The organism is Bacteroidia bacterium, assembly GCA_027493955.1.
Classification (GTDB): Bacteria; Bacteroidota; Ignavibacteria; order SZUA-365; family SZUA-365; genus JAOSJT01.
Map to the genome: position 1 here is coordinate 3869064 of JAOSJT010000001.1, position 25561 is coordinate 3894624.

Genomic DNA, 25561 nt, shown 5'->3' on the forward strand with positions numbered 1-25561 from the left:
CAGCTACTCTGAAGCCCGTAAGTTGTTGAAAATGAATGTCTCATTTTTTGGCAATGTTTTTGCATTGTATCCTGAGGCCATTTTCCCCCTTTTCAGGGGATGATAAGAAAGCCCGAAACATTCTTGATTGGTATCACAACGACCGCTATATTACTGAATTCCATTTTTTCGACAGATGATATTGAACGCGAATAGAATTAACAAACAATGTGGAAATTCGAAGGAGGAACGAATCACCACCAGCATTAACCACCAGGTAATGTGTGTTCAACCCGTTTACCCGACCCATTTTTCAACTAACCAGGAGATTTTCCGAATGAAGAAAACCCTAACTCTTCTGTCCGTGCTGGCTCTCGTGCTGCTCTTCGGAATGAGCGCGAATGCCCAGATCCGTACAGTGAAGGGCGACTTCTTCAACATCACCCGCACGATCGAACAGACGGCGGACTCCGTGACCTTCATCGCGGATACGTTGACTCTGTACGATAGTGGCGGCGGTGTGGGCAATTTCAACCACAACGACTCCGTTGCGGTGTTCTTTGTCCAGAACCGCTTCAAGGTGGTCAATAACATGATCTCTCAGACCATGTTTGACTACGTGCGTGTGCGTGTTGCGACCACGAGCCAGAACCCGGCTCCGACGCCCGCGATGGCGCTTGCCCGTCAGCAGTATGACGGCGTCATCACGAACACTTCGTTGCCCCCGCAGAACGATCCCGCGGCCGGTGGCCGTGATGTCGGTCTGCGTCCCGTGTATCGCACCGTTGGAGATATCGCTTCGTCGAGTCCCTTCAACAGCGATCCGAGTGCCATCCGTCAGATGCTGACGTTCCGCATCACGAACCCGACAGCGGGTCCCGACGGCATTCAGATTCGTAACATTTTCTTTAAACCGAACATCAACAACCTGCTTGGTCTGGCTGTCCCGCCCGACACGACGAAGGATACCCTTCGCGCATACCTGCTTGATGGCGTCAATCCTGGCTCCTTCGGCACGGTTATCCCGAGCGGACAGTTCTCTGGTGGTACAGATCTCGCAATCGTAAAGCTGCTGCCCGGTACAACCCGCATTCTCGTGTGGGTGAAGGACTCCGCGCAGGCAGTCGACGCTGGTGAATATATTGGTTCCTTCGGTGATTACTCTCGCGGTCGTTACTTCCTCGGTGACGACGGCTTGCCGTTCGACATGACGAACCCCGCTCACACGAGCTTCCGCCCGGGTGCGCTTCGTTCGTTCATCGGATCACCGGATCCTCCCATTGTGAATCCCGACTACGGCATGATGATCGACGGTATGCCGCCCGAGCGGAATCCGCTTCGTCTGTCGAACCTGTATCAGGCTCTCGCACCCGCCGCCTACACAGAAGCCGGCTGGTACGCTGCCCTGAACCCGAATCCCGTCAACGGTCTCATTCCGCCGTATCGCGCGGGAGAGTCCAACGTTGCAGCCAATCCGTATCAGCCGGGTCTCGTATCCTCGGCGGTTGACACTTTGCGTTTCATTGACGCTTACGGCAACCGTACCTGGGATCGTATGACACAGCCGGTTCTGAAGGCGCTGGCCTACACGATCAACAACACCGCACCGGAAGATCGCACTGCGTATCTGCGTGGCGTGTCCGCCGCTGACGACACACTTCGTCAGTTCGGCCAGATCGTGTATCGCCGTCTTGCCTACACACACGCCGATGTGGGTTCGAACCCCGGCGGTGTTGAGGACTCCGTCCGCATTTATGCGGAAGCAGCTATCAACTTCTCCGATCCCGCCGGCATCCCCAGGACGCTTCAGGCGATCGGCGACACGTCCGGTGGTTTCCCGCGCAGCGGTCTCGCCGGTCTTGCTCCTGGCGCGTATCGCGCTCAGGAATCCGGTCTTGACGGTCAGGGCCGCGTCAACGGACCCACGTGGTTCTTTGATGCCCATGACGGCAATCCCGCTGGCGAGCGCTTCCCGGTTGACCCGCTTGGCGCCAACTCACTTCCCAATACCGGTTCCAAAATTGTCGTGCGCCCGAACATTCCGCGCGCTATCGACATCATGCCTACCGACCAGTGGAAGGGCACCGCGGACAACAACTATCTGCGCCTCGACATTCTCATGACTGACGGTTTCGGCAACACTGTCGATGACAACGAAAAGTTCAAGTTCGAGCTTTCGCCGTTCGGTCAGCTTGCAAACGGATACCTGTATCGTTTGAATGGCGTCTTCGATTCGCTCGTGAATCCGATCTCCCCGATCGTGGTTACCGGCGGCAACATCGACTCCGGTCGCGTGTTTGTCGGTACGTCCAACATCGGACGCAACAACCGCGTTTTCCGCGCGGCTTCCGGTAGCAACAACATCGGTCCGTATCGCATTCGCGTGCGTTCGACATGGGCGTTCAACGATCGCGGCAGCGACCTGACAGATCCCAACAAACTGGATCTGACTCCGGGTGCTGGCTTCGGGCATGTGAACTTCATTCCCGATGGTTCGCCGAACAACAACTTCGGCATCTGGTTCGGTCCGGGCACAGGCTACAACGCCCATCTCGGAAAGAACATGGGTCAGACCACGGCTATGGACTCCACGGACGTTCTGTGGGATGGTACCAATTGGACCTATTTCGCAGGCGGCACGCCGCGCGTTGAGCTGGTTATCGGTCGTGACGAATCCTTCGTGGTCGGTCGCGTCGGTAACTATCGCAACCCCATCTTCGACAAACTGTATATCCGTATCACCGATATCTTCGGCAATCCGAAGGATATCGCTCCGTTCTTCTATCCGAACACGAACCGCGTGTTTGTCGAGCTTCCGGACAACAAGATCTACTATCCGCCCGTCACCGGCGCGAAGCGTTTCTACGCCTCCGTGTCCGCGAACGTGGCGCTCAGTGGTGCCGGCGGCGTTGACAATCCCGAGAACGTCCTCGATCCGGGTACGGGTCAGGTGCTCGACGCACAGCTCGTGAACGTAGCCGCAGGTAACACGCTGCCCGGTATCCCCGGCGACGTTCCTGCATTCATCGGTTACAACGCAGTGCGCTTCTTCCTTCGCGCGCCGCAGAACGTCACCAAGCTGAGCCTTGCCGGTACGGACGTTGTCCGTCTGATCGCTCATCTCCGCCTCGAAACCATTCCTGGCGTCGGTGACTTCTCCATTCAGTCCGCCGTTGGTGAAGTCAGTGTTATTCCTGATGTCGTGAGCACGGTTGAGATCTTCAAGTCGACCGGCAAGCCGCAGGGTACCACTGTTCCTCTCGAAGGTTGGGGCCCGGGTACGGTCAATGACCTGCTCGCACAGGGTTACCCGACTGGTACTCCGCGCAATGCGACAGAGTCCAACGAGTTCTACCGCGGTTACTTCTTCCGTTCGACCGGTGCAGAAGTGCCGCCGTCGACCTCCCCCGACTTCCCGACCGTGATGGAGCCGATGGGCTACAGCGATCAGGGTATCGGCAGCTTCCAGGCCAGCGAGCTTGACCTCGATCACGACGCCACCGCACCCATCCCGATGGATACGGTTGTTGTGTCCGAGCACAGCAAGCAGGTCCGTATTGTTGCCCGTCTGCTCGACCGCTTCCAGAATCCGGTTGGTGGACGTCTCGTCAAGTTCTTTGTCGAGAGCGAGACCGTTCCTGTCACTCCTCCGAAAACGCAGTTGCAGACCAACGCGCAGCGTGGTGGCTTCGGTGAATTCGGCCAGGTCTTCATTTCCGATGACACTCTGAAGCGTTCCACCATTGGTGATACCGCTCAGGCTGGTTGGGTGACAACCTACTTCGTTTCCGGCCGCGTTGGCTGGCAGATGGTCCGTGTCGCGATGACTCCCGATACGTTGGCATACGACATTGTTCCGAACCTCGGCCGCAACCTTGGTGAAGGTACGGCAGTGGGTCCGAGCAAGCGTGGTTTCGCTCCGCGCGTGATCATCCCGATCTACCAGAAGTCCGACACGACAGTGCGCGTGGAAATCTTCCCGTACACCGCCGCCGCGACTTCGCCGATTCCTCTTCCGGTTGACCTCGTGAAGCTCCAGGTCCTCGAGCACCATTCGGTGTATCAGGACGGTGGTTCTTCGATTGCACAGATCAACAACTACGCTCCGAAGTTCTTCGCGTACTCCGCGAATCCTCTTGCGCAGGAAGATCGTGCAACCCACTTCAACCGCGTCGCAAACACGAATATTCGTCCGTACATCCCGGATACGCTGAACATTGCGAACAGTGATCCTATGGATGTGAATTCGGTCACCGCCGGTCGTACCGTGACGCTTCTCGCTCGCGAATACGACAGGTTCGGTAACCTCGTTGACAACTTCTCCGAGTCCGAAGATACTGCACGCGTGCGCTTCCGCATGTGGGGCAACAACTGGACCGCTCCTCCTGCACCGTACGATCAGTGGGCCCCGAATCAGTTTACGATTCCCGGTACCGTTGCTCCGGTCGGTAACTGGACGCGCGATGAGTATGGACCAATGCGTAAGGCGCGTTACCGCCACACCAAGGTTGGTAACCTCGTGTACGGCGTCCATATCAACCAGACCGCATTCTTCACAGCTCTCGAGTACCCGACGCCGAAGCTTGCTGACGCCACGGTATTCTTCGAAGCTACCGCAACCGCAGTGCTTCTTGGTCAGGGTCCGGTGAACATTCATCGTGACACTGTCAAGGTCGTGTCTGTTGTCAAGAATCCGACCCGTTTCGACATCCTCCGCACCGGTCAGGACTTCAGGGCTCTCGGCCCGGGTCTCGGTACGGTTGGTGTGTTCGAACTCACCGGCGCTCCTGAGAATCGTCAGATCCTCATTCCGCCGCAAACCAACATCAGCATTCCGCCGGGTGCCGACGCAACCGTGCATGGCCTGACCGACCAGGGCGTTGACAACATCCTGATTTCGCAGGTTTACAAGCGCAACGTCAGCCCGAAACCCGTCGGTCAGTACGAAGTCGTGAACGAAGACAACGTGCCTCTCGACAAGGACGGCGATGCGCTGTTCCTCGCCGATGGTTCGGTGAATCCTGACTTCGAGCTCGATCCGTTCTCGAATCGTCCGGTCTACCTCAAGCTGGATGCCTACAACAACCTGAATCCGCAGACCTCGCCGAATGATCGTTACAACGATCTGAACAACGATGGCGGCGGCAAGTGGGTTGTGCCCTCCGGCGCACGCCGCGACGGAACGATCTTCGACATCACCATCGCTGGTGGTGGCGACGGTATCGGTACCAGCGGTGTTGGTCAGAACTGGGATCAGTCTCTTGAACCTCGCGACGACCGTCGTCCCGTGCTGATGCGTGTCACCCCGATCTGGGAGAACGATCCCCCGACCGGTGGTAACGCTTATGTCGTGACCAACCAGCCCGGACAGACCCGTCAGTACGGTCGTCTGTTCGCTGACTCTGTCTATACCTATCAGGGTACGATCTCCCCGCTGAAGTCGGCCGCCACCCGCGCCGAGTTCATGGGTACCCGTACCGATCGCGGCAACCCCGGCTTCTACAAGCTGACAGGTGAAGGCGATCGTATCACCCGCATTGGCGTCGGTAACTGGATTCCTTCGGACTTCCTCCGTGGTGGTCTCCCGCACCGTCCGCTGCCGCCTCTCAACACTTTCCGCACTCGTTTTGCGGTTGGTTTGAACGGTGGTTCCGATGCAACCGGCAACGTGTTTGGCGACTACAACCGCCGCGTCGCGTTGCTCGGTCAGGCCTTCGGTCGTGAACTGGCTCCGGGTGGCATTGCCAACCTGACCTTCGCACCGGGTGCCTTCCTGCGTATCGTCGACTCGACTGCCGAGCAGGTGATCGACATGCGCGTCATCGATCCGACCCTCACCGATATGGCCGGTAACACCGTGGATGACACCTTGTCGTACGACCAGGCGAAGTTCACCGTCGTTCGTCGCGTCAATCGTCTGAGTGACGGCAACCCGCTGTTCCACCTCGACGACACGTACTATGATGCCAATGTTACGGACATTCAGGGTCCGAACATGAGCGTCGGTCGTGTTGGCGAACTGCCGATCCAGCGCACCAACCGTGCGACCCACGGTCTCATGGCCGCTGCGACCCGTCAGTTCTGGGGTCCGTCTGGTTACAGCCGTCTGCGTCACACCTTCGTGGTTGTGCCGTATCGTATTGCCTTTACTTCTATCTTCCCGAGCAGCTTCGACATCACTGCCAACACGTTTGACAAGTCGACTCTGCCCGTCGGTATCCTCCCGGTCCAGGCCGACATCGACACGCTGCCTCGCCTCAGCCCGATGTTCTACCTCGATCCGTACGGTACCCCGATTTCGAGCTTCGAGATCTTCAGCCGTCTGTATGGTCAGATCAATCATGGTGCGACCACAGATCAGATCCCGAACAACGCTGGTACGCCGTACGCGCGTCCCGACACCATCTTCCGCGATCAGTGGTACACCTATGCCGTCACTCCGTATGACCGCTATGGCAACCTCAACACCCGCGACACGATGTATGTCAACCTCGGCACGCGTCACACCACATGGGAGTTCACGAATGTGAGCGCCATGGGTGCCTCCGGCAACCTCGAAATCACCGCCGGTGGCCGGTTCTTCCAGGCCCGTCCGGTTGGATTCCCGCAGAATACCCAGATCCGTCAGGATTCAATTATTCTGTACAACCTCTCGCTCGTCGGCGCGGGCAACCGCAACGACTTCGTCGGTATCAAGCCGGATGACAAGCGTCTCGGCGACGCCGTTGGCGAACGCGCTGGTAATGCACTCCGTCACGGATTGCTCCCGGCCAATGCCATCGCAGTGCGTCCGGTCCATGTGAAGATGCCGTTCGCTCCCGGTCCGTTTGTGCTGAGCACAGCGGCTGGTCCGAACACGTCGCTGTTCCGTATGGATCACACGGGCAATTGCTTCGATACCCTCGGAAATCCGATCAACGGTCTGACCAAAGACACACTGCGTCTGCAGTGGCAGGCAGCCCGCTGGTCCGATCCTTCCATGAACAACCCGAATGACACCATTCGCTACGAGTGGTATGCAATCATCGACAGTGTCGGTGTGCCGCCTTCCTCGAACCGCCGCGTCGTCAGCGTACTCGCCGACAACGATGGAAAGAGCCCGTCTCTGACGCTCTCCGGTGACAAGGTTCGCGATCTCATCTTCCGTCCGAACATGCTCCCGCAGCCCAACCAGGACAGCATCGTTACCCGCGTGTACTGGTTCGTGCGTGCGTTCAGCAAGATCGCCGGTCTTGAGACCTACTCCGATACCGCCGGTATCACCGTTCGCAACAACCCGCTGCCGACTGAGCCGCTGGTAATCTCGATCAACCGTATTCCGTACTCCGCTCCGAATGCTATCCAGCCCACGAACGGCGCCACGGAATTCGTTGACGGTACCCAGCCTCTGCCGGTACTGTGGTCGGATGCTCTGGATCGCAACCTCGATAAGGGTGTGCTCCTCGGTGGTCCGTTCATGATCTACAACCCGACGACCCGTACGTGGGAAGCTGATCCTTCGCGCACGATCGATACTCTGAGCTATCAGTGGTATGGTGAAGTTGTTGCTACGTTCCCGGCTGGCAAGGGCGCCCCTGTTGGTACCATTGCTGTCATCAACGCCGGAACATCGAAGGGTATCCAGATCCCGACCGCGGCTCTCGACGCACTGTTCGGTGGCTTCTCCTCTGATCCCACCAGCCCCAGCGCCGATTCCGTGAAGATCATCTGGCGTGTCTACACCAAGGACTTCAACGTCAACGACAACCGTCCGATGGAAACGGTGGAATTCCCCTTCAAGGAAGGTATCTTCACCAATCCTGACGATGCACTCAATGGCGACACGAGCCGCTGGTCCCCGACCGCCTGTCAGCCGCACTGGATTCGTTCCAACGACTTCCGTCTTGCGCTTACCAAGCTCAAAGGCGGCGGCGTCGAAATCGAGCCCATGGCTGGCGATCCCGACATCAACGCTCTCGTAGGCGAGGAGATTTGCTTCACGCTGACTGCCCGCGACGAGAATGGTAATATCATCCGTGACTGGGATAGCCCCGACAAGAACAGCCCGGCTACCGAGCTCGTTCTTCAGGGTTCCTTCGCCAACACTGACACCAGTTCAGTGAGCTGGAATTCGGATCCCGACGGTTTCACTTGGGCAGTCATCACCAAGGATGGTGTTGAGCTTACCAAGATCAACGATTCCACCTGGTCGATCCCGGCCAGTGCATTCAAGGATGGCGTTGTGGTTGTTTGCATCCGCCATACCAAGAACGACAGAGGCGTGTACATCGAAGTCAAACCGACGGTTGCTAACCTCAACCAGGAGTCTGCCAAGATGAACTTCACCGCCGATGAGGTGACCAACTACCTCGTCGACATTACCTCTGCCACCGGCACCCCGGATCAGGTCTATCTGCTCCGTCGTTATGAGATGATTGTCGCCCCGCGCGATCGCTATCTCAACATCGTGAGTGGACGCAACGTCCGCACCCGCTTTACCGCCCGCTTCCCGGGTGAGTTCGATTCCAACGGACCCGGACTCTCCGACATCTTCGCAGGCGACGTGTTCATCAACGGTTTGACCAATTACTTCTTGGCATCCCGTATCCGTCGCGTCGACTCGCAGGGTGAAGAGCGCCAGTGGGTACGTGCGTACCAGTCCAACGATCCCACGATCACTGGACAGACCAACCCGTACGAAATCCTCGATCACGCTCCCAACGCGTTCGCACTGCAGACTCCGGTCGACAACTTCGAACTGAAGTTGCAGAAGGCCGCCAATGTTGAGACGTTCACCTGGGTCAAGGCCCAGCCGCAGGATCCGTACAACAACATCCAGGTCTCCCGTTTCAATCCGGCAACGTACACTGACGTTGTTCGCTACGACATCACCTTCGTGGATGCAGCAAGCCTGACCCGCGAAGTGAATTTCGCCAGCGACAACAATGGTGACGAAGCAGTGTTCACGAGCAATCATGGACAGCTCGCCGGTATCATTGACCAGATCTCTGGCCAGCCGACCACCAAGGAACAGGAAGTTGTGTGGTACGTTACGGCTCGCGATTTCGACAATAGCTTCGGTCTCATGCTTGGACCGCTCTACGCTACGCTGTCGTCGCCGCCGAACAACGATCCGCAGAATCGTCCTGGATACCGCCTGAAACTGGTGAAGGATGGAATCCTCGCCGTTGACGGTCCGGTTCCTTCGGAATACGCACTCAGCCAGAACTACCCGAATCCGTTCAACCCGACGACCACCCTCAGCTACTCGCTGCCGAAGTCGACGCAGGTTTCCATCGTGGTCTATGACCTCCTTGGCAGCCCGATCAAGACCCTCGTCAACGAAATGCATGATGCCGGTTCGTTCTCGGTTGTCTGGAACGCCACCAATGATCTTGGCGTGCAGGTGCCCTCGGGCAACTACATTGTGAAGATGGTTGCCGGCGACTTCGTGCAGACTCGCAAGATGACCCTGCTGAAGTAATCGGTTAGTCAAACCTTACCTAGCGTCCCGCCATATGGCGGGACGCTTTTTTTATTTACCGAAGCGGTATATTGTACTTCGATGGACGCGACAGAGCTTACCAAAATACTCGTCGGCATACCTTCGATCACCGGATCGGAGGAGAAGATTCTTGTATACCTCGAGGGGATACTGCAATCCATTGGCCTCGATACGGAAAGACAGCATATTGACGAGCATCGCTGGAATCTGTACGCCGGATTGGCCGCCCATCCGAAGGTTGCGTTCTGTTCACACGTCGACACGGTGCCACCATTCATACCTCCCCGTTGCGATGAAACCCATATTTACGGACGTGGGAGCTGCGATACAAAGGGAATCATTGCATCGATGATCACTGCCGCAAAACGCCTGATCGATGAAGGTGAACATCCGGGTTTGCTGTTCGTTGTAGGTGAGGAGACAGACAGTATCGGCGCCAAAACCGTCGCGATGACTGGTCTCCGTGTCCCGTTCATAATAGTCGGCGAACCCACGGATAATTTGCTCGCTCGCGGACATAAGGGCGTCCTGAGCTATACACTGAAAACCACAGGAAAAGCTGCGCATTCCGCATATCCGGAAATGGGTCATTCGGCGATTGATAAGCTATTGGACATCATCGAGAGAATCCGTAACCATGATTGGGGGCAGGATCCGCTTTTCGGCGATGCGACCTTGAATATCGGTGTCCTGCAGGGTGGGACCGCGATGAACGTGTTCGCTCCCGAAGCAATGGCGCAAATCATTCATCGGCTCGTTGATGACGCGGAACTCAGAAAGGCTCAGGTGCATGAACTGGTGCGAGGAGAAGCGGACATTCAGTTCCATTCGACGGCACAACCACAGCGATTGCACGTGCTTCCCGGATTTGAAGCGAAAACCGTACATTTCGGTACGGATATTCCGTATCTTGCATCCGTGGGCAGGTGTTTACTTCTCGGTCCTGGATCTATTCACGATGCACATACACCTGATGAAAAGATCAGCATCGAAGAAATCGAAACGGCTGTGAATCTTTACTGCACACTGTATCATCAACTGATGCATGAATACACGAGCTAAACCGCGTATCGCGCTGGTGGGATATGGTCGCATGGGACGAGCGATTCATGCGTGCCTGACCACAAGAGAGTATCCCGAACCTATTATTGTGGATCCGTCTCTCCCCGGAGCCACTGCAACACTTGATCAGGCCGCCGATGCAGATGTCTGTATCGAGTTTACGCATCCTTCCGCAGTCGTAGGCAATTTGTTGTCGCTTGCGGACATGCACGTACCTGTCGTCTGCGGAACGACAGGATGGTCGTCAGAGATGCCTCGCATAGCCGGGATGTTTCGCTCGAAGGGGTCTGCTCTCATAGCAGCGTCGAATTTCTCCATTGGAGTGCACATGCTTAAACGGTTGACGCACCTTGCAGCAGCAATGGCTCACGTTTTTCAGGAGTATGACATTTCCATTCACGAAATTCACCATCGTGGCAAAGAGGATGCTCCCAGTGGAACCGCGCTCTCGCTCGCGGAAATTGTGATGCAGGAATGTCCGAAAAAGAGCGTTCTGCTTCATCCGGTTCCGCCGAGGAAGGTAGGCGAAAACGAATTGTGCATTTCGTCCTCAAGGATCGGCCATGTTGTAGGAACGCATGAAGTTCGGATGGACTCCGAAATCGACTCGTTGTGCGTGTCACACGAGGCAAAAAGCAGAAATGGCTTCGTTGAAGGGGCGATTCTCGCTGCTCAATGGATAATTGGTAAACAAGGTGTATTCAGCGCTGAGGAGATGTTCGATGATATCATTGCGAAATAGAGGCGTCGGTACGGCACTCGTCACCCCGTTCACTCCCGATGGAAGCGTGGACCTGCTGACGATGCGATCATTGGTGAAGAGACAGATCGAAGGTGGTGTCGATATGCTCATCCCCTGTGGTACCACCGGGGAAGGTGTCACTCTTACCGAAAGTGAGTATCAGCAGATATTGGAAGTTGTGGTATCTGAAGCTGAGGGCCGTGTCCCGGTTATCGCCGGAGCCGGATCGAACTCGACGGCGATTACGATTCGCAATGCGCGCATGGCCACCGAGTGTGGCGTAGACGCGGTGCTCATTGTCGGTCCCTATTACAATAAACCGACACAAGAAGGGTATTATCAGCATTTCAGAAGCGTCGCCGAGTCGACAGATCTGGGCGTAGTGCTGTACAACGTACCGGGGAGAACAAGTGGAAACATGACCGCACAGACACAACTTCGCCTGGCGGAAATCGACAACATCATCGGCACCAAAGAAGCCAGCGCGAATTTTTCCCAAATAATGGAGATACTTCGCGACCGTCCGGAGCATTTTTCCGTTCTCTCCGGCGACGACAATCTCGTGCTCGCACAGCTTGCCATCGGTATGGACGGCGTCATCTCCGTTGTCTCGAATGAAGTTCCGAGAGAATTCAGTGAGATGGTGCACTCATGGACGGCAGGAGATCACGCGCGTGCAAGAAGGATACACTATCGACATTTGAAGCTAATGGAGATAAATTTCATAGAGTCGAATCCCATCCCTGTCAAAACCGCGATGTCCATGATGGGGCTTCTGGCCGAGGAATTCCGGTTGCCGCTCACGCGAATGGGAGAGAATAATGCGGCGTTATTGCGCGGAGCGCTTCAGGAGTTGGATCTACTTCAACAGTGATGCAAAGCTTCATCCCACGCCAATTGCGGCAGGGCGATCTCATTGGAATCGTATCGCCGGCCAGTCCTCCTCACGACGTCGCACGTATCGCGAGGGGAATTCGGTATGTCCTGTCACGTGGGTTCAGGGTCTGTCTCGGGAGCGGTGTCGGGCTGAAGACAGGATACCTTGCCGGACCGGACTGCACAAGACGAATGGATCTCGAATCCATGTTTGCAGATGAACAAGTCCGCGCCATACTCTGTACCCGGGGTGGATATGGAGCAGCGCGTTTGTTGGACGGTCTGGATTGGGATATTCCGAGACGGTATCCGAAAATATTCGCCGGTTTCAGCGACATTACGGCGTTGAATATGGCATTATTTGCAAAAAGCGGACTGATGAGTTTCGCCGGGCCCATGGTTGCCGCCGACTTTGCGGATGAGGTGTCACCAATAGCGGAGGCCGCGTTCTGGAGCATGATGATGGAAGTTCAGTCGCAACGAAAGCTTGAACTGGGGGGAGCCGTCCGGACGATGCGGGCAGGAAAGGCGGAAGGTCCACTATTGGGTGGAAACCTCTCAGTGTTTTGTTCGCTCATCGGAACACCGTATCTGCCCAGCTGCAAAGGAGCGATACTCTTCTTCGAAGATACGGGCGAGGCAGTGTACAGAATCGACCGCATGATGCTGCAGCTTCGGCATTCGGGTGTGCTTGCAGCTGCGGCGGGAATACTGCTGGGAAGCTTCACCGCGATTCCCGAAACAGTCAACAACAGGTTGCTGGAAGATGTGCTGGAAGAGTACATTCTTCCGCTGAATATTCCGACACTGACCGGGATCCCTTTTGGTCACATTCGGGACAAGATTACACTCCCGATGGGAGCCTGGGTGGCAATGGACGCCAGCAATGGCGCCGTTGTCGTTACCCATCCCGTGGTTCGCTAGCACATCCGTTGTATACCAGCCTGTTGCAGCGTTTCCTCATCAGGCGGGAACGAAGCGAGGTGGCCTGAGGCACCACGATCCTTTGAAACAGGAACACGCACGTTCAGGAGGCTGAAATGAAAAAAAATGTTCTGCTCATACTCATCGGAAAGCGTCAGGAAGCAGCGGTACAAGTCCAGCGCATCCTCACCGCATGGGGCTGCATCATCAAGACACGACTCGGGATACATGATGGTGTGCTGGAACACTGTTCCGACTCGGGGCTGTTGATCCTCGAATTGCATGGGAAAGAAGAAGACATGGCGGAACTGGCGCGAAAAGTTGCGCTGATCGAAGGCGTGCGCTCGAAGCTTGTTACACTGGAAATTCCATAGTTCGGGTGCTTCGTCTTCGCGACACGAATTCCCTCAACCAGAAGACCCATGACCTGAGAAACCGCATGCGCTGCGCCCGATTGAATGCCGTGCGGGGAGGAATGAAGTCTGCTGTGATTCAGGAGATTAGTATGTGATGTCATCATTATTACGGGGTTCGTTCGTTTTTTCACAGCATCCCTCGCAGGTCTAGGGCAACAATTCATCCCCATTTGCGTACACAGAAACGATCGGTTCGATCCGATTGTTATGGGAATGGTGTCGATTCCAGGCTTTATCACCAAAATGGCTGTAACGAAGGGTAAAATGAATTTCTCTCGAAATGTGATCTCAATCGTATGTATCGTGGCGTTATGGTCGATGGTGGCTCGCAGTGAGCGTCCGGAGACTATTTCGGATAACGCAACGATCAGTGGATTTATTCGCGACAAGGAAACAGGAGAAACACTTGTCGGCGCGACAATCCAGATACTTCAGACAAAGCAAGGGACCGTCGCCAATAAGAGCGGGTACTATGCGCTTGCGGAAATCCCGGCAGGTTCGTACACCGTGGTCTACAGCTTCATCGGCTACAAGAAAATTGAAGTGTCGGTGGAATTGAAGCGACGTGAATCGCGACGACTCGATATCGAGATGGAAACGGAAGCCGTACGGCTCGATGAAGTCGTTGTTGAGGGCGAACGGTATGACGACAAACGACAAATTTCCATAAGCCGAGTAAACATTCCGATACGACAGATAACGCAGCTACGCATCGGGGGTGAAGCGGACATCTTTCGCTCCATCCAGTACTTGCCTGGTGTGCTTGCGTCGTCGCAAATATCAAGCGGATTGTACATCCGCGGAGGCTCACCGGATCAGACGCTTGTGCTGCTCGACGGATCCACGATTTACAACCCGACACACCTCTTTGGGTTCTTTTCGACCTTCAATCCAGATGCGATAAAGGATGTGGACCTTATCAAAGGAGGATTCCCTGCGGAATATGGCGGCCGGCTTTCCGCTGTGCTCGATCTTGTGCAGAAAGATGGCAACAGGAAAGAATTCGGAGGTACAGCATCCCTTGGGCTCATAAGCACGAGAGTATCGGCTGAAGGGCCTATCGGAGACGGATCGTGGTTTCTCGGAGGCAGACGCACATACATTGATTTGCTGACCTCGCTCATTGAAACCGATGAGGAGCCATTACCGGATTACTATTTTTACGACCTGAACGGGAAGATTTCTCAGGATTTCGGTGATGCCAATAAAGTGTTCCTGTCAGGATTTACCTCCGAAGATAAAATGGAGTTCGATAACCGGGCAGGCTTCAACGGCATTCTCGGGATAAGCAACAGGATGCTTTCCGGCCGCTGGACGCACATTCTTGGTGATAATCTCTTTACCGTCGTCAACATGAGCTGGAGTCGGTACAGGAACAGCTTCCAGACAGAGAATTCGGGCTTCGAGACCTACGTAGAAAACGTCATTCAGGATCTGACCCTGAAGGGGAATCTTGAGTGGTTCGTTTCACCGGAATGGACTCTGAAAGGCGGGGTCGAAGCCAACCGGTACCTGTTGAGCTACCTTCAGAACTTCACGGGCAACGCAGACTCAACCGCCGCGACGGGCACAACCGAAGGAGGTCTGCTCAACCTCAAAGAGACAGATCACACGGGCTCGTTCTTTCTTCAGTCCAATTATCAGTTCTCGAACCTCTTCTCCCTGCAGACCGGTCTGAGAGCGAATTACTATGATTTGAGGAATATCATCAAGCTCGATCCCCGGATTGCAGTCCGGTACCAGGTACAGGACAATGTCGCAATCAAAGCGGCATGGGGCATGTACCATCAATATTTCAGACTCGCATCACTGCCGGATTTCAGCTTCTTCGACACGTGGCTTCCGACGGATAGCACGGTGTCGCCAAGCATGGCCATACACTACGTGCTTGGCGTTGAAACGCAACCCATGCAAGGGTATGATTTTAATGTGGATGTGTATTATAAGGACCTGTATCACGTAAGCGAGTTGAATCAGTTTCAGACACAAGGTCGTACCGTCGAGGATTTTTTCTATGATGGAGAAGGCGAGGCCTTCGGTGTGGAGTTCTTTCTGCAGAAAAAAACTGGCAGACTCACTGGGTGGGCTGGTTACGCGCTCGGATGGATCAACACACGGTTCGACGCATTGAACGAAGGTCGCTACTTCAGACCGAAGTGGGACAGGAGGCATGATTTCAAGCTCGTAGCACAGTATAAGTTCAATGATCGTTGGGACGCGAGTGCGACGTTCACCTTTCAAACCGGTCAATCCTACACCGGAAGGACATCACGGCTTGAGAGCAGACTGCCGGGATCCGACCTCGGGAAAGGCATCACCATTCCCGCCGAGCGCTTCGGACTGCGTTTGCCCCCGTCTCATCAGTTGAATCTGAATGCGACCTATCACACCACATTGTTCAAGCTTCCGACAAAATTGCTGATTGATGTGTACAATGTGTATTCGCGGAGAGACATCTGGTTCAGGTACTATGATACGACCGGAGAAATTACAACCGTCGAGGATGTACGTCTCTTACCGATCCTGCCAAGTGTAGCCATCGAAATCCAATTCTAGGCATCAGAAACCATGAAGATTCAACCCGGAACATCTCTGCGTCTCAGTATGCTTCTCGTGCCGCTGGCATTTGTTCTATTGGCTTGCGAGGACCAGCCTCCCACGGACTATGATCCGAAACCGTTCCTCGAGGTCTACCTTATCGTCGATGAACCTATTCAGAATGTCATTGTCGGAATTTCCCAGCCAATCACGCAGAAGTTCGACTATGCGGCGATGATGGATAGAGCCGCCGAGGTCGTCATTCAGTCGCCTGAAGGTAGCTATGCGCTGCAGTTCATGATCGGCGATGGTGTCGCTTCCTATGCTTATCCGGATACGAGCGTGCGGATAAAGCCTGAAACCGAATACACCATTCGTGTTCGCACGAGTGACGGAAGTGTCATGACCGCCCGCACCGTCACGCCGAAACGCATGTCCTGGATCATCCCTCCTCGGGAGGTGCTTCAGTATCCACAGGATACGACGATCCTGTTCAGTCCGGATTCGTTGAGGATCTCCTGGACCTCGGCGTCAGTTCCCGAGTATCTCGTGCGAGTGAATGTCCTGGACACTCTCGGGTACGGCAAGTACCTGCAGACACCAACCGATGAAACAAACGAGCGAACAAACAATTTACCTTTCGAGGACCCCGATGATCCGCAGTTTTACACATCGACGCGTTGGGGTTTCATTCAGACCACACAAGCACCGACAGTATGGGCTGCATTCCGATGGTACGGACGTAACGAGGTTGCTATCCTGGCCCCGGACAAGGCGCTTGCCGATTGGTTCAAAGCCACACAATGGGGTGGGAGATCCGTCGAGTATCGTCCGGAATACAGTAATATCTCGGGTGGTGTCGGTGTGTTTGGTTCAGCGAGTGTTGTGGCGCGGGAGGTGTTTGTTCTTAAGCGGAAAAAATAGCATCATGGGTCTATGACCAGTGATGCGGACAAAGCGGAGGCGCATGGACAGTACGTTCAGACGTGGAACGAGCTGCTCGATGCGCTTTTTGCATACTCATGGAAGGAAGATCTATCCCGATTCCGCTCGAACTACGTGTTTCGGGGGTTGTCGAATTCGGGGTACGAGCTGAAAACGAGCCTTATGCGACTAGGAGGCGAATACTGGGAACTCGAGCGGCATCTCGTGAGAAACTTTAAGAAGTATGCGCACCGGAATGTCGTTGAAAAGGATCTCATCTGGAATTGGCTTGCCGTCGCTCAGCATCATGGACTGCCGACGCGTCTTATGGACTGGACCTACTCCCCGTTTGTGGCAATGCACTTTGCCACCTGTAATCTCGAGCGCTTCGATGTGGACGGAGTTGTCTGGTGTGTCGACTATGTCCGCACGCACGAGCTCCTTCCTCCGGTTCTGCGAGACGTCCTCGAGAATGAGGGATGTAATGCCCTTACTTTGCAAATGCTTTCCGCCGGAGCGGGAAGCATCGACGAGTTTGACGCCATGTCAATGGATCCGTTCGTGGCATTTTTTGAACCACCGTCGCTCGATGACCGCATTGTGAATCAGTACGCGCTGTTCTCGGTACTCTCGAGCCCTCGGCTATCGTTAGACGATTGGTTGCTTGCACACCCCGAGCTTTGGCGAAAAATTATCATTCCCGCCGGGCTGAAGTGGGAGATCCGTGATAAGCTCGATCAGGCGAACGTCACCGAGAGGGTGCTTTTTCCGGGTCTGGATGGCATGTGCGCCTGGTTGAAGCGCAATTACAGTCCCGGATGGCGTCCGCGAAGGGAAGAGAACGATCTGATGCACGACGGCGGGAATGGATTTTCAAAATAGTTCTTCATAACTTGTTGTTTCATAACAAACCATAGTACTTTGGATGAAATTTATCCGTTACGCTGTACGAAAAGATGAGCTCCACGTTCTCTTGCGAAGCATCGGTGTTCTGCAGGATCAGGAGCGTTTGCTCTCGGTGAATAATCTGGACCTTTCGGATCCAGCACACGATATTGTGGTCGTGACCGCGACGACATACCCGACGGTGCCGGCAAACAGCGATCCAAACACCTGGAGCGCCGATCAGGTGCGGCAAAGACTGGCGGAACTTGCCATCCTGGAGGATGCCGCGACGCGACAATTACAAGTGATTCTCGAGGAGCTGCACAGACTCCAGGAGGCAGGGATTACCGACGTAGCCGGAAGTTCAGCCGAGCAGGATACCATTCCAAGCAGTGTCGAGAAAAATATCCGTGACCAGATCCGGAGGGTCCTCTCGGGTGGCGGCGGGTAAAGAGAACACTATGCGTCAGCACATAGATCCGAGGAAAAAATTCCTTGGATTCGTTTGTATTCTATGCAGAAATGTCCGTTCTTTGTAGTATTACTAGCTAGTGTTGTCCATCCAGGATATCTGGAGACCGCAAAAGCACGTCAGAGATCGTAAGAAACGTGCTACGTCGTACCATCATTCCTAATAGGCATTTGAGGCGTCTTTGCCGAAAAACAGACCGTCTGAGGTGAATATCATGTTCAAAGTATTTCCGCTTGTGATCCTTGTAGTGTTGCTCGCTACCGTTTCCAATGCACAACAGGACAGCGAAACACAAACGCAGAACCGTGAAAGGCGGTATGACGACGACTACAGTCGTCCGCAAAAATTCGGGTTCGGGCTTGCACTGTCACTCAACCGCTTTGCGGGCGACTTGCAGGATGGGGATAATTTTCCCGGTGCCACAACAGACTGGAATCTGGGATTCGGAGTCCATGGTCTATGGAGATTTGCAGATGCAGGCGATTTCTCAACATTGCATCTGTTGGGACGGATTTCGTATTCGCCGGTTTCATCCGATTTCGATGGAACAAACTTCACGAGTCGTGAAAGGTACACCTTTAACTATAAGGATAAACTCCTTCACTTTGTGGCAGCAATTCAGATGCAATTGTTTCCAGAGTATGATTTGCGCCCGTATGCTTATGCTGGGTTCGGATTCATTCTTTTTGATCCCGAAATCGTATCAAATGACGCTTACGATGCGAAATTTCGATCCTTCATAGAAGATGAATCGTCATCGTTGACGTTACCTCTTGGCGTTGGTGTAACGTGGACAATCTCTGAGCGACTGGATTTTTATACCGAGTTCATGAAAACGCTAACCTTCACAGATGCAATGGATAAGTTTGTCTCGAGAGACAACGACAACTACAATAAAATAAATTTCGGATTGACGCTGTACCTCGGTGACAGAAGCCGTGCAATGCAACCGGAAGCACCAGTGCGTGAAGCTCCCAAAGATACAGACGGGGATGGATTACTCGACGCGGACGAAACTTCCATTTACAATACCGATCCGAACAATCCGGATACCGATGGTGATGGACTTCGCGATGGCGACGAAGTCAATATCCACAAGACAGATCCGACACTTCGGGACACGGATTACGATGGTTTGCTGGACGGTGAAGAAGTGCTGACCTACAAGACAAATCCGCTGCTTAAGGACACTGATACCGATGGCTGCAGCGATGGTGATGAGGTCCTGGTCATGAAGACCAACGCTCTGGTTGTCGATACCGATGGGGACGGTTTGACCGACTGCGACGAACGGAACGTCTATCGCACCAATCCGCTGATCAAGGACACTGATGACGACGGCGCGGAGGATGGAAAGGAAGTCCGCGATGGTACCGATCCTCTGGTGGCGGATGTTCTCCGTATGGAACAGAGCGGAAATATCGTGCTCGAAGGAATCAATTTCGAGACGAATTCAGCACAAATCACCCCGGATTCTGAACCTACTCTCACAAAGGCGCTCAACACGCTCCGGACGAATCCCCAGTTGCGCGTCGAGATTCAGGGCCATACGGATGATGTCGGTAACGACAGGGCCAATCAACGATTGAGTGAGGCACGAGCCAATTCCGTTCGGGATTACCTGGTCCAACGCGGAATAGACGGCGGTAGAATGACCACACGCGGTTACGGTGAAACAGCTCCTCTCGTTCCGAACGATTCAGACGAGAACAGAGCGAAGAACAGACGCATCCAGTTCCAGGTGCTTCAGTAAGGCAAACAGAGTTCTGCGGATCCGGGTAGGTGACTGCCCGGATCCTACGCGCTCCTGCTTTGTGCAGAATCCGTTGTCGGATTGTCCCTGTTGGATGTTTTCTCAGCCTCTCTCCGCGAGAGCGCAAAGCGATGATCACAGCGACGTACAGCGATCACTCCACCTTTTCAGATTGAGATAGCTGTATTGGCATATAATTTTCCACCTGTTTCGTGTCTCACAGTACACGCATCGGCAAAGGCATCTGCCGTTTATGCTCCTCCCTCATTGTGAGAATGATCAGGGTACTGCCGGATGCATTACGCGTTACGGTTTCATCTTCACTTAACTTCCCTCGGTTTGTTCCTGCTAGGATCAGACTTTTCATATACATCTGATGTTCTCCCACGACCCATATCTCGCGTCGCTGGGATTCTTCCCGCATCTTGATTCATTCATTGAAACCGGATGGTACCATGGCAGAAACACTCGTTTTTATTGTTGACGACGAAGATTCAGTCCGTCGTCTGATCTCCCAGAGAATCAGTAAAAGCTGGGGATTCAAAACACGTGCGTTTAGCAGCGGTGAGTCGGTGCTAGAAGCACTTGATGATGCTCCCGACGCAATCATTCTTGACATTTTCCTGCCTGAAGAGGATGGCGTGGAGGTGTTGAGAGAAATCAAGAAACAGAATCCGGACATACCGGTCATTATGCTGTCTGCAGAAGGTGCGGTTGACACTGTTGTTGAGTGTATTAAGCTTGGAGCAGCAGACTTCCTCGTCAAACCAATCGATTTTACGCATCTCGAGGTAACTCTGAAAAATGCGGTAAAACTTTCGGTACTCAGCAAGGAGTTGGCCAGATTGAGGGATGCTCTTGAGGAATCCGTGTCCACGGGCACCATGATCGCAGGCAGCAAGGAAATGCAACTCGTGGAACGCATGATTGGTCGTGTGAAGGACACCGACATGTCCGTCCTTCTTTCCGGTGAAAGTGGTACCGGAAAGGAGCTCGTCGCACGATTGATTCATTTCACCGGAAAGCGGAAGAGGGGTCCGTTCGTCGTTTTTAATTGCGCTGCGATACCTGCCGATTTGCTCGAAAGCGAACTGTTCGGTCATGAGCGTGGAGCATTTACCGGTGCGACGCAACGAAAAATCGGCAAGTTTGAGCAAGCCGACGGCGGGACCATTTTCCTGGATGAAATTGGTGATATGAGTCCGGCATTGCAGGCGAAAATTCTGCGCGTCATCGCATCGAAGGAGTTTGAACGGGTCGGTGGCAATACCACGATCAAAACCAATGCCCGGGTCATTTCCGCGAGCAACAAAAATCTCAAGGATGCCGTGAAGAAGAAACTCTTCCGTGAAGATCTCTATTACCGTCTCTCAAGCTTTCCGATTCACCTGCCTGCGCTGCGTGATCGAGGATCGGACATCATCGAATTGGCGGAGATGTTCCTGAAGCAATTCTCGAAGGAAATGAATCTGCCCGTCAGCGGATTTTCGAGAGAAGCGATCGAGGTGATTTATCGTTACCCGTGGCCGGGAAACGTTCGTGAACTGGAAAACGCAATCCGACGGGCCGTGGTTATGGCCGAGGGGGATGTTATCTCCGCCAACGAACTCCCGCTTGTGGCACAACCCTTCCAGCATTCATCCATGGAAATCGAGGTCGACGGCAAGATTTTCCACGACAACAAAATCGTGCCCTTGGAGAAGATCAAGGAACAGGTTGTCCGCCGGGCCATAGAGATCACAAGAGGTAATCTTGCGCAAACTGCACGGGCTCTCGGAGTCAGCCGTTCAACGCTCTACAAGCTCGCAGAAAAATACAAAGTCAAGTACTGATTATCTTCCGAAACGAAGTCAACTGCACGGTAGGGCGTTGTTTTGCTCTGACCGTGCAGTATTGATTTTATGAATCACCAAATCAACCTGCCCTTTTCGCACACGGAAGCCGAACTTATAGCTGCCGTTCACCGTGTGGCTGGAGCGTGCGTCGACTTCAGAATCCTGAAACGGAGTCTCGATGCCCGCCACGCACGAAATATCCGCGTACTCTATTCGATATCAACGGATGTGACGGATCCGTCCGAATCGATCCATGCAGCGGTGCAGCGGCAGAGGGCTGCGCTTGGCAAAGCGTGCACGCCGGCTTCTCTGCGGCCAGTGGTAATTGGCACCGGACCGGGAGGATTATTCAGCGCTCTTTGGCTCCACCTCCATGGGTTTCAGACCACGGTTCTGGAGCAGGGGCCACCTATGCGAGATCGCGTGCGGGATATGGCGCGGTTCATGAAGCTGGGAGAGCTTCATCCATGGTCAAACATCTGTTTCGGTGCCGGAGGAGCAGGAACGTACAGTGACGGAAAGTTGATAACCCGTATACGCTCTCCCTTCATTTCCTTTGTTATGCGGACTTTTGTGGATCATGGCGCACCCGAATCCATTCGCTATCTGTACAATCCACATCTGGGTTCCAATAAGATTCGTCAGTGTATCACACGGATGCTCGATTGGATGCAAAGTCAGGGCGTCAAGCTCTTGTACAATACGCGCTTTGTCGATTATTCCGCTGATTCCGGAAATCGCATTCTTGCTGTCGGTTCGCACGATGGACAGAGCATCTCATTGGACGCGCTTTTTCTGGCCACGGGACATTCTGCGCGGTCGGTCTACACGATGCTCAGGGAGAGAGGTGTGGAAATCAGCGGCAAGGATTTTGCGATGGGCCTACGCGTGGAGCACCCGGCCGAGCAGATAAACAGAACGCAGTACGGTGATGGGTATGAGCGGCGCTATCCCGGAATCGAAACGGCACAGTATAAACTTGCAAAAACCTGGAAGGAAGAAGCCAGGGCAGTATATTCGTTCTGCATGTGTCCCGGCGGCTATGTTCTCAATGCAAGCACAGCAAGCGATGGAGTCGTTACAAATGGAATGAGTAATTATTTGAAGAGCGGACGATTTTCAAACGCTGCAATTGTGGTCAACGTACGTTCGGAAGATCTTGAAAGAATCGGATACGGAGGATTGGACGGCGGCCTGACTCTGCAACGAGATCTGGAGGAGGTTTTTCGGAGCAGTGTGAACGCGAAAGGCAGTGCGTATGTCCTGCCTGCTCAACGCCTCCGGGACTTCATCCAGGGCACCCGTAGCAGCTCGTTGACAGACAGTTCGAGTCTGAATCCGGTCTTGTCATCACCATTGCACACACTATTGCCCTCGTTTATCAGTGATGGCTTGCGGCGGGGATTTTTGACGTTCGAACGAAAAATGCCGGGATTCTCCACCGGTCCTACTGCACAGCTTTTCGGCATCGAAAGCAGGACATCATCACCCTACCGGATTGAGCGGGATACCGAAACCCTCACATCACCCACCCATGCCAATTTGTACCCGATTGGTGAAGGTGCCGGTTACGCCGGCGGTATAACCTCTGCGGCGATTGACGGCATTCGAGCCGCACAAGCCTGGATTGCGACCTTGATAGACACCGATGCAGCACTTCAAGGCCACGGAAGCGGGTTTGATAGAGAGTGAGAAGTTTCCTACTATCGAATGAAGGAATCACTTTCATCTAGAGTACCATGTCACTCAACGAAATCACTACTCTCGCTTTCAGCGTTCTCACGCTGATCTTTGCCGTATATGGATTTGTTCTGCTCGTTCGCGTTGCCGGCAGGGTGACAAGAGCACTCGACATCTATATCGAGAATAACGGCAGTAAACGCCCGAAAGACGGCGTCTGAGTCAATCCCCAAGGCATTCCATGCAGACTGCGGATGGCGCTCTGGCTTTCTGTGGTCGTGAAGATATTCTGTGCGTTGTACAGCGCGGTTGAGGGCTGTGCTGTACGGTCGGGTTCTGACTCCGCTCGCGCGTATCCACGAAAATCGTATTCGATGGTCCGGAATCAATCAAGGACAAGAAATTTCCGCACTACACGCGTATCCGGGAGTTGAAGGCTTACGAAATACAGCCCAGCGTGCAACGTGGATCCGTCGATACGATATGTGTGTCTCCCGCCTGTATAATTTCCTTCGGCTATTGTCATAAGTCTCCTGCCCAAGGTGTCGTGCAATGTGAGTCGCAGGTCGACATTCTGTGGAATTGCCACCTGGATTGTCACCGGGCTGGAATTGGATTTCCGCAGCGGAGAGGGGTGAATGTCGAGAGCCGCGTTGTCGGGCAATCGGGAGGCCTGGATGGCGTTGACGAGCGGTTTGAATTTGAAAATTGCGCCGCTGAAGGTACAGATGTATAATTCCTTGGACTGATCTACACCGAATGAAGAGATGTTCTGACCTGTTTCCAACAGAAGAGTGTTTTTCACCTTGCCGGGTCCGTCGTACGTAAGGCCCCAGAGCCGACCGGAGACAAAATCTGCATAAAGGTACTGTCCTTGCAGAGTGGGTACATTGCTGCCGCGATACACATGTCCGCCGGTCACAGAAACGCCAAGGGTGCGCTCGTATACATGCACGGGGGGAATGAGACCGGTTGTGTCGCACCCTGAGGCGGGATTAAAGCACGAAAAGCCTTCCATGATCCGCCACCCGTAATTCCCTCCTTTGACAACAATATCGATTTCCTCGAAGCGATTCTGACCGACATCGGCGGTCCACAACCTATCGGTTGATGGGTCAAAACTGAAGCGCCATGGGTTGCGTAAACCGTAGGCCCATATTTCTTCCCGGAAACCAGCGTCATTGTTTTTATAGGGATTGTCCTCAGGTATACCGTATTGTTTTCCGCCGGACGGGGTGTCGACATCGATACGAAGAATTTTTCCTAGCAGGTTCGCGCGGTTCTGACTATTGTTCTGGGGATCACCTCCCGAGCCGCCATCACCCGTCGCGATATAGAGAAATCCATCCGGTCCGAAAGCAATTTGGCCGCCATTATGATTGCTGAACGGTTGAGCGAACTCGAGAATTACTTCTTCGCTGGACGGATCCGCGCTGTTCGGATCAGAAGCGGATCGCTGGAAACGGGAGATAACAGTTCTTCGCGGTGAGCTTGCGGTATAATTGACGTAAAAGAAGCCGTTCGTAGCAAATGAAGGATGAAATGCAAGTCCCAGCAATCCTTCTTCGTTACCGCTGCTGTTGACACGGTTCCGTATATCGAGGTAGAGAACGGTATTTGCGACTGCGGGCTGGTTCTCAAAAACGAAGATTCTCCCGGCTTGCTCGACCACGAAAAGCCGATTTGAGCCGTCACCCGGATGTTGCAGATCGACAGGTCGGTTGAAGGAGAGAGCGGGAAAGGCGTTTTGAAGCTCGATCTGTGAATATGCCGACATGGCGAATAGCACGAATGAGCAAAATGTATAGATCAGATACTTCATGGCATCCTCGGGATATGATGGTGATGCGGATACCTGAACAACAGCCTGATTACAGGAAGGGTTCAAAAAAAACTCCCCCGCGGGGAACGGGGGAGATACCAAGCGTTTATTCTAATCCCGGTAGGGAGGGCCGAGATTAGAGCTATTGGCACATGAAATCTACGACATT

The 25561-nt window shown here is 54.0% G+C and carries 15 protein-coding genes; 14 read left to right on the forward strand and 1 reads right to left on the reverse strand.

Going from position 1 to position 25561, the window contains the following annotated elements; genetic code table 11:
- The first annotated feature begins 316 nt into the window (after nucleotides 1–316).
- The 14 genes from M5R41_14800 (at nucleotide 317) to M5R41_14865 (ending at nucleotide 23791) form a co-directional block, all read left to right on the forward strand.
- Nucleotides 317–9442, forward strand: coding sequence for a T9SS type A sorting domain-containing protein (locus M5R41_14800; GenBank protein ID MCZ7557664.1), 9126 nt, complete (start codon nucleotides 317–319; stop codon nucleotides 9440–9442).
- A gap of 81 nt (nucleotides 9443–9523) precedes the next feature.
- Entirely contained in the window at nucleotides 9524–10525 is a 1002-nt protein-coding gene (locus tag M5R41_14805) for a M20/M25/M40 family metallo-hydrolase (protein MCZ7557665.1), read from the forward strand.
- The gene (gene dapB, locus M5R41_14810) at nucleotides 10509–11267 is read left to right on the forward strand and encodes a 4-hydroxy-tetrahydrodipicolinate reductase (GenBank protein ID MCZ7557666.1); all 759 of its coding nucleotides are present in this window, start codon (nucleotides 10509–10511) and stop codon (nucleotides 11265–11267) included. Before M5R41_14805 ends, dapB begins: the two co-directional genes overlap by 17 nt.
- Complete coding sequence (dapA, locus tag M5R41_14815) at nucleotides 11248–12141, forward strand: 4-hydroxy-tetrahydrodipicolinate synthase (GenBank protein MCZ7557667.1); 894 nt, start codon at nucleotides 11248–11250, stop codon at nucleotides 12139–12141. The genes dapB and dapA overlap by 20 nt, the downstream gene beginning before the upstream one ends.
- Entirely contained in the window at nucleotides 12141–13067 is a 927-nt protein-coding gene (locus M5R41_14820) for an LD-carboxypeptidase (GenBank protein MCZ7557668.1), read from the forward strand. Before dapA ends, M5R41_14820 begins: the two co-directional genes overlap by 1 nt.
- A gap of 116 nt (nucleotides 13068–13183) precedes the next feature.
- On the forward strand, nucleotides 13184–13441 hold the full coding sequence (locus M5R41_14825) for a hypothetical protein (protein MCZ7557669.1): 258 nt from the start codon (nucleotides 13184–13186) through the stop codon (nucleotides 13439–13441).
- Nucleotides 13442–13801: 360 nt separating this feature from the next.
- The gene (locus M5R41_14830; GenBank protein MCZ7557670.1) at nucleotides 13802–16039 is read left to right on the forward strand and encodes a TonB-dependent receptor; all 2238 of its coding nucleotides are present in this window, start codon (nucleotides 13802–13804) and stop codon (nucleotides 16037–16039) included.
- Nucleotides 16040–16051: 12 nt separating this feature from the next.
- Complete coding sequence (locus M5R41_14835; GenBank protein MCZ7557671.1) at nucleotides 16052–16945, forward strand: hypothetical protein; 894 nt, start codon at nucleotides 16052–16054, stop codon at nucleotides 16943–16945.
- A 12-nt stretch (nucleotides 16946–16957) separates the two neighbouring features.
- Nucleotides 16958–17827: an FRG domain-containing protein gene (locus tag M5R41_14840; GenBank protein ID MCZ7557672.1), complete on the forward strand. Its 870-nt coding sequence runs from the start codon at nucleotides 16958–16960 to the stop codon at nucleotides 17825–17827.
- A gap of 43 nt (nucleotides 17828–17870) precedes the next feature.
- Entirely contained in the window at nucleotides 17871–18281 is a 411-nt protein-coding gene (locus tag M5R41_14845; GenBank protein MCZ7557673.1) for a hypothetical protein, read from the forward strand.
- Nucleotides 18282–18516: 235 nt separating this feature from the next.
- Nucleotides 18517–20055, forward strand: a complete 1539-nt coding sequence (locus tag M5R41_14850; protein ID MCZ7557674.1) for a DUF6089 family protein — start codon at nucleotides 18517–18519, stop codon at nucleotides 20053–20055.
- A 455-nt stretch (nucleotides 20056–20510) separates the two neighbouring features.
- A complete protein-coding gene (locus M5R41_14855) occupies nucleotides 20511–21887 on the forward strand; it encodes a sigma-54 dependent transcriptional regulator (GenBank protein MCZ7557675.1) in 1377 nt (458 codons plus the stop codon).
- Nucleotides 21888–22739: 852 nt separating this feature from the next.
- Complete coding sequence (locus tag M5R41_14860) at nucleotides 22740–23582, forward strand: hypothetical protein (GenBank protein MCZ7557676.1); 843 nt, start codon at nucleotides 22740–22742, stop codon at nucleotides 23580–23582.
- Nucleotides 23583–23629: 47 nt separating this feature from the next.
- Nucleotides 23630–23791, forward strand: coding sequence for a hypothetical protein (locus M5R41_14865; GenBank protein MCZ7557677.1), 162 nt, complete (start codon nucleotides 23630–23632; stop codon nucleotides 23789–23791).
- 164 nt (nucleotides 23792–23955) lie between these two features.
- Here M5R41_14865 and M5R41_14870 read toward each other — a convergent pair whose 3' ends face one another.
- Nucleotides 23956–25392, reverse strand: a complete 1437-nt coding sequence (locus tag M5R41_14870; protein MCZ7557678.1) for a PQQ-dependent sugar dehydrogenase — start codon at nucleotides 25390–25392, stop codon at nucleotides 23956–23958.
- Between the last annotated feature and the right edge of the window lie 169 nt (nucleotides 25393–25561).

Bases quoted from the DNA above. Each gene is read 5' to 3' on its own strand.
- M5R41_14850 (MCZ7557674.1), top strand. From the start codon at position 18,517: ATGTTCAAAGTATTTCCGCTTGTGATCCTTGTAGTGTTGCTCGCTACC.
- M5R41_14800 (MCZ7557664.1), top strand. From the start codon at position 317: ATGAAGAAAACCCTAACTCTTCTGTCCGTGCTGGCTCTCGTGCTGCTC.
- M5R41_14805 (MCZ7557665.1), top strand. From the start codon at position 9,524: ATGGACGCGACAGAGCTTACCAAAATACTCGTCGGCATACCTTCGATC.
- M5R41_14855 (MCZ7557675.1), top strand. From the start codon at position 20,511: ATGGCAGAAACACTCGTTTTTATTGTTGACGACGAAGATTCAGTCCGT.
- M5R41_14825 (MCZ7557669.1), top strand. From the start codon at position 13,184: ATGAAAAAAAATGTTCTGCTCATACTCATCGGAAAGCGTCAGGAAGCA.
- M5R41_14870 (MCZ7557678.1), bottom strand. From the start codon at position 25,392: ATGAAGTATCTGATCTATACATTTTGCTCATTCGTGCTATTCGCCATG.
- M5R41_14835 (MCZ7557671.1), top strand. From the start codon at position 16,052: ATGAAGATTCAACCCGGAACATCTCTGCGTCTCAGTATGCTTCTCGTG.
- M5R41_14830 (MCZ7557670.1), top strand. From the start codon at position 13,802: ATGGTGGCTCGCAGTGAGCGTCCGGAGACTATTTCGGATAACGCAACG.
- dapB (MCZ7557666.1), top strand. From the start codon at position 10,509: ATGAATACACGAGCTAAACCGCGTATCGCGCTGGTGGGATATGGTCGC.
- M5R41_14820 (MCZ7557668.1), top strand. From the start codon at position 12,141: ATGCAAAGCTTCATCCCACGCCAATTGCGGCAGGGCGATCTCATTGGA.
- dapA (MCZ7557667.1), top strand. From the start codon at position 11,248: ATGATATCATTGCGAAATAGAGGCGTCGGTACGGCACTCGTCACCCCG.
- M5R41_14865 (MCZ7557677.1), top strand. From the start codon at position 23,630: ATGTCACTCAACGAAATCACTACTCTCGCTTTCAGCGTTCTCACGCTG.
- M5R41_14840 (MCZ7557672.1), top strand. From the start codon at position 16,958: ATGACCAGTGATGCGGACAAAGCGGAGGCGCATGGACAGTACGTTCAG.
- M5R41_14845 (MCZ7557673.1), top strand. From the start codon at position 17,871: ATGAAATTTATCCGTTACGCTGTACGAAAAGATGAGCTCCACGTTCTC.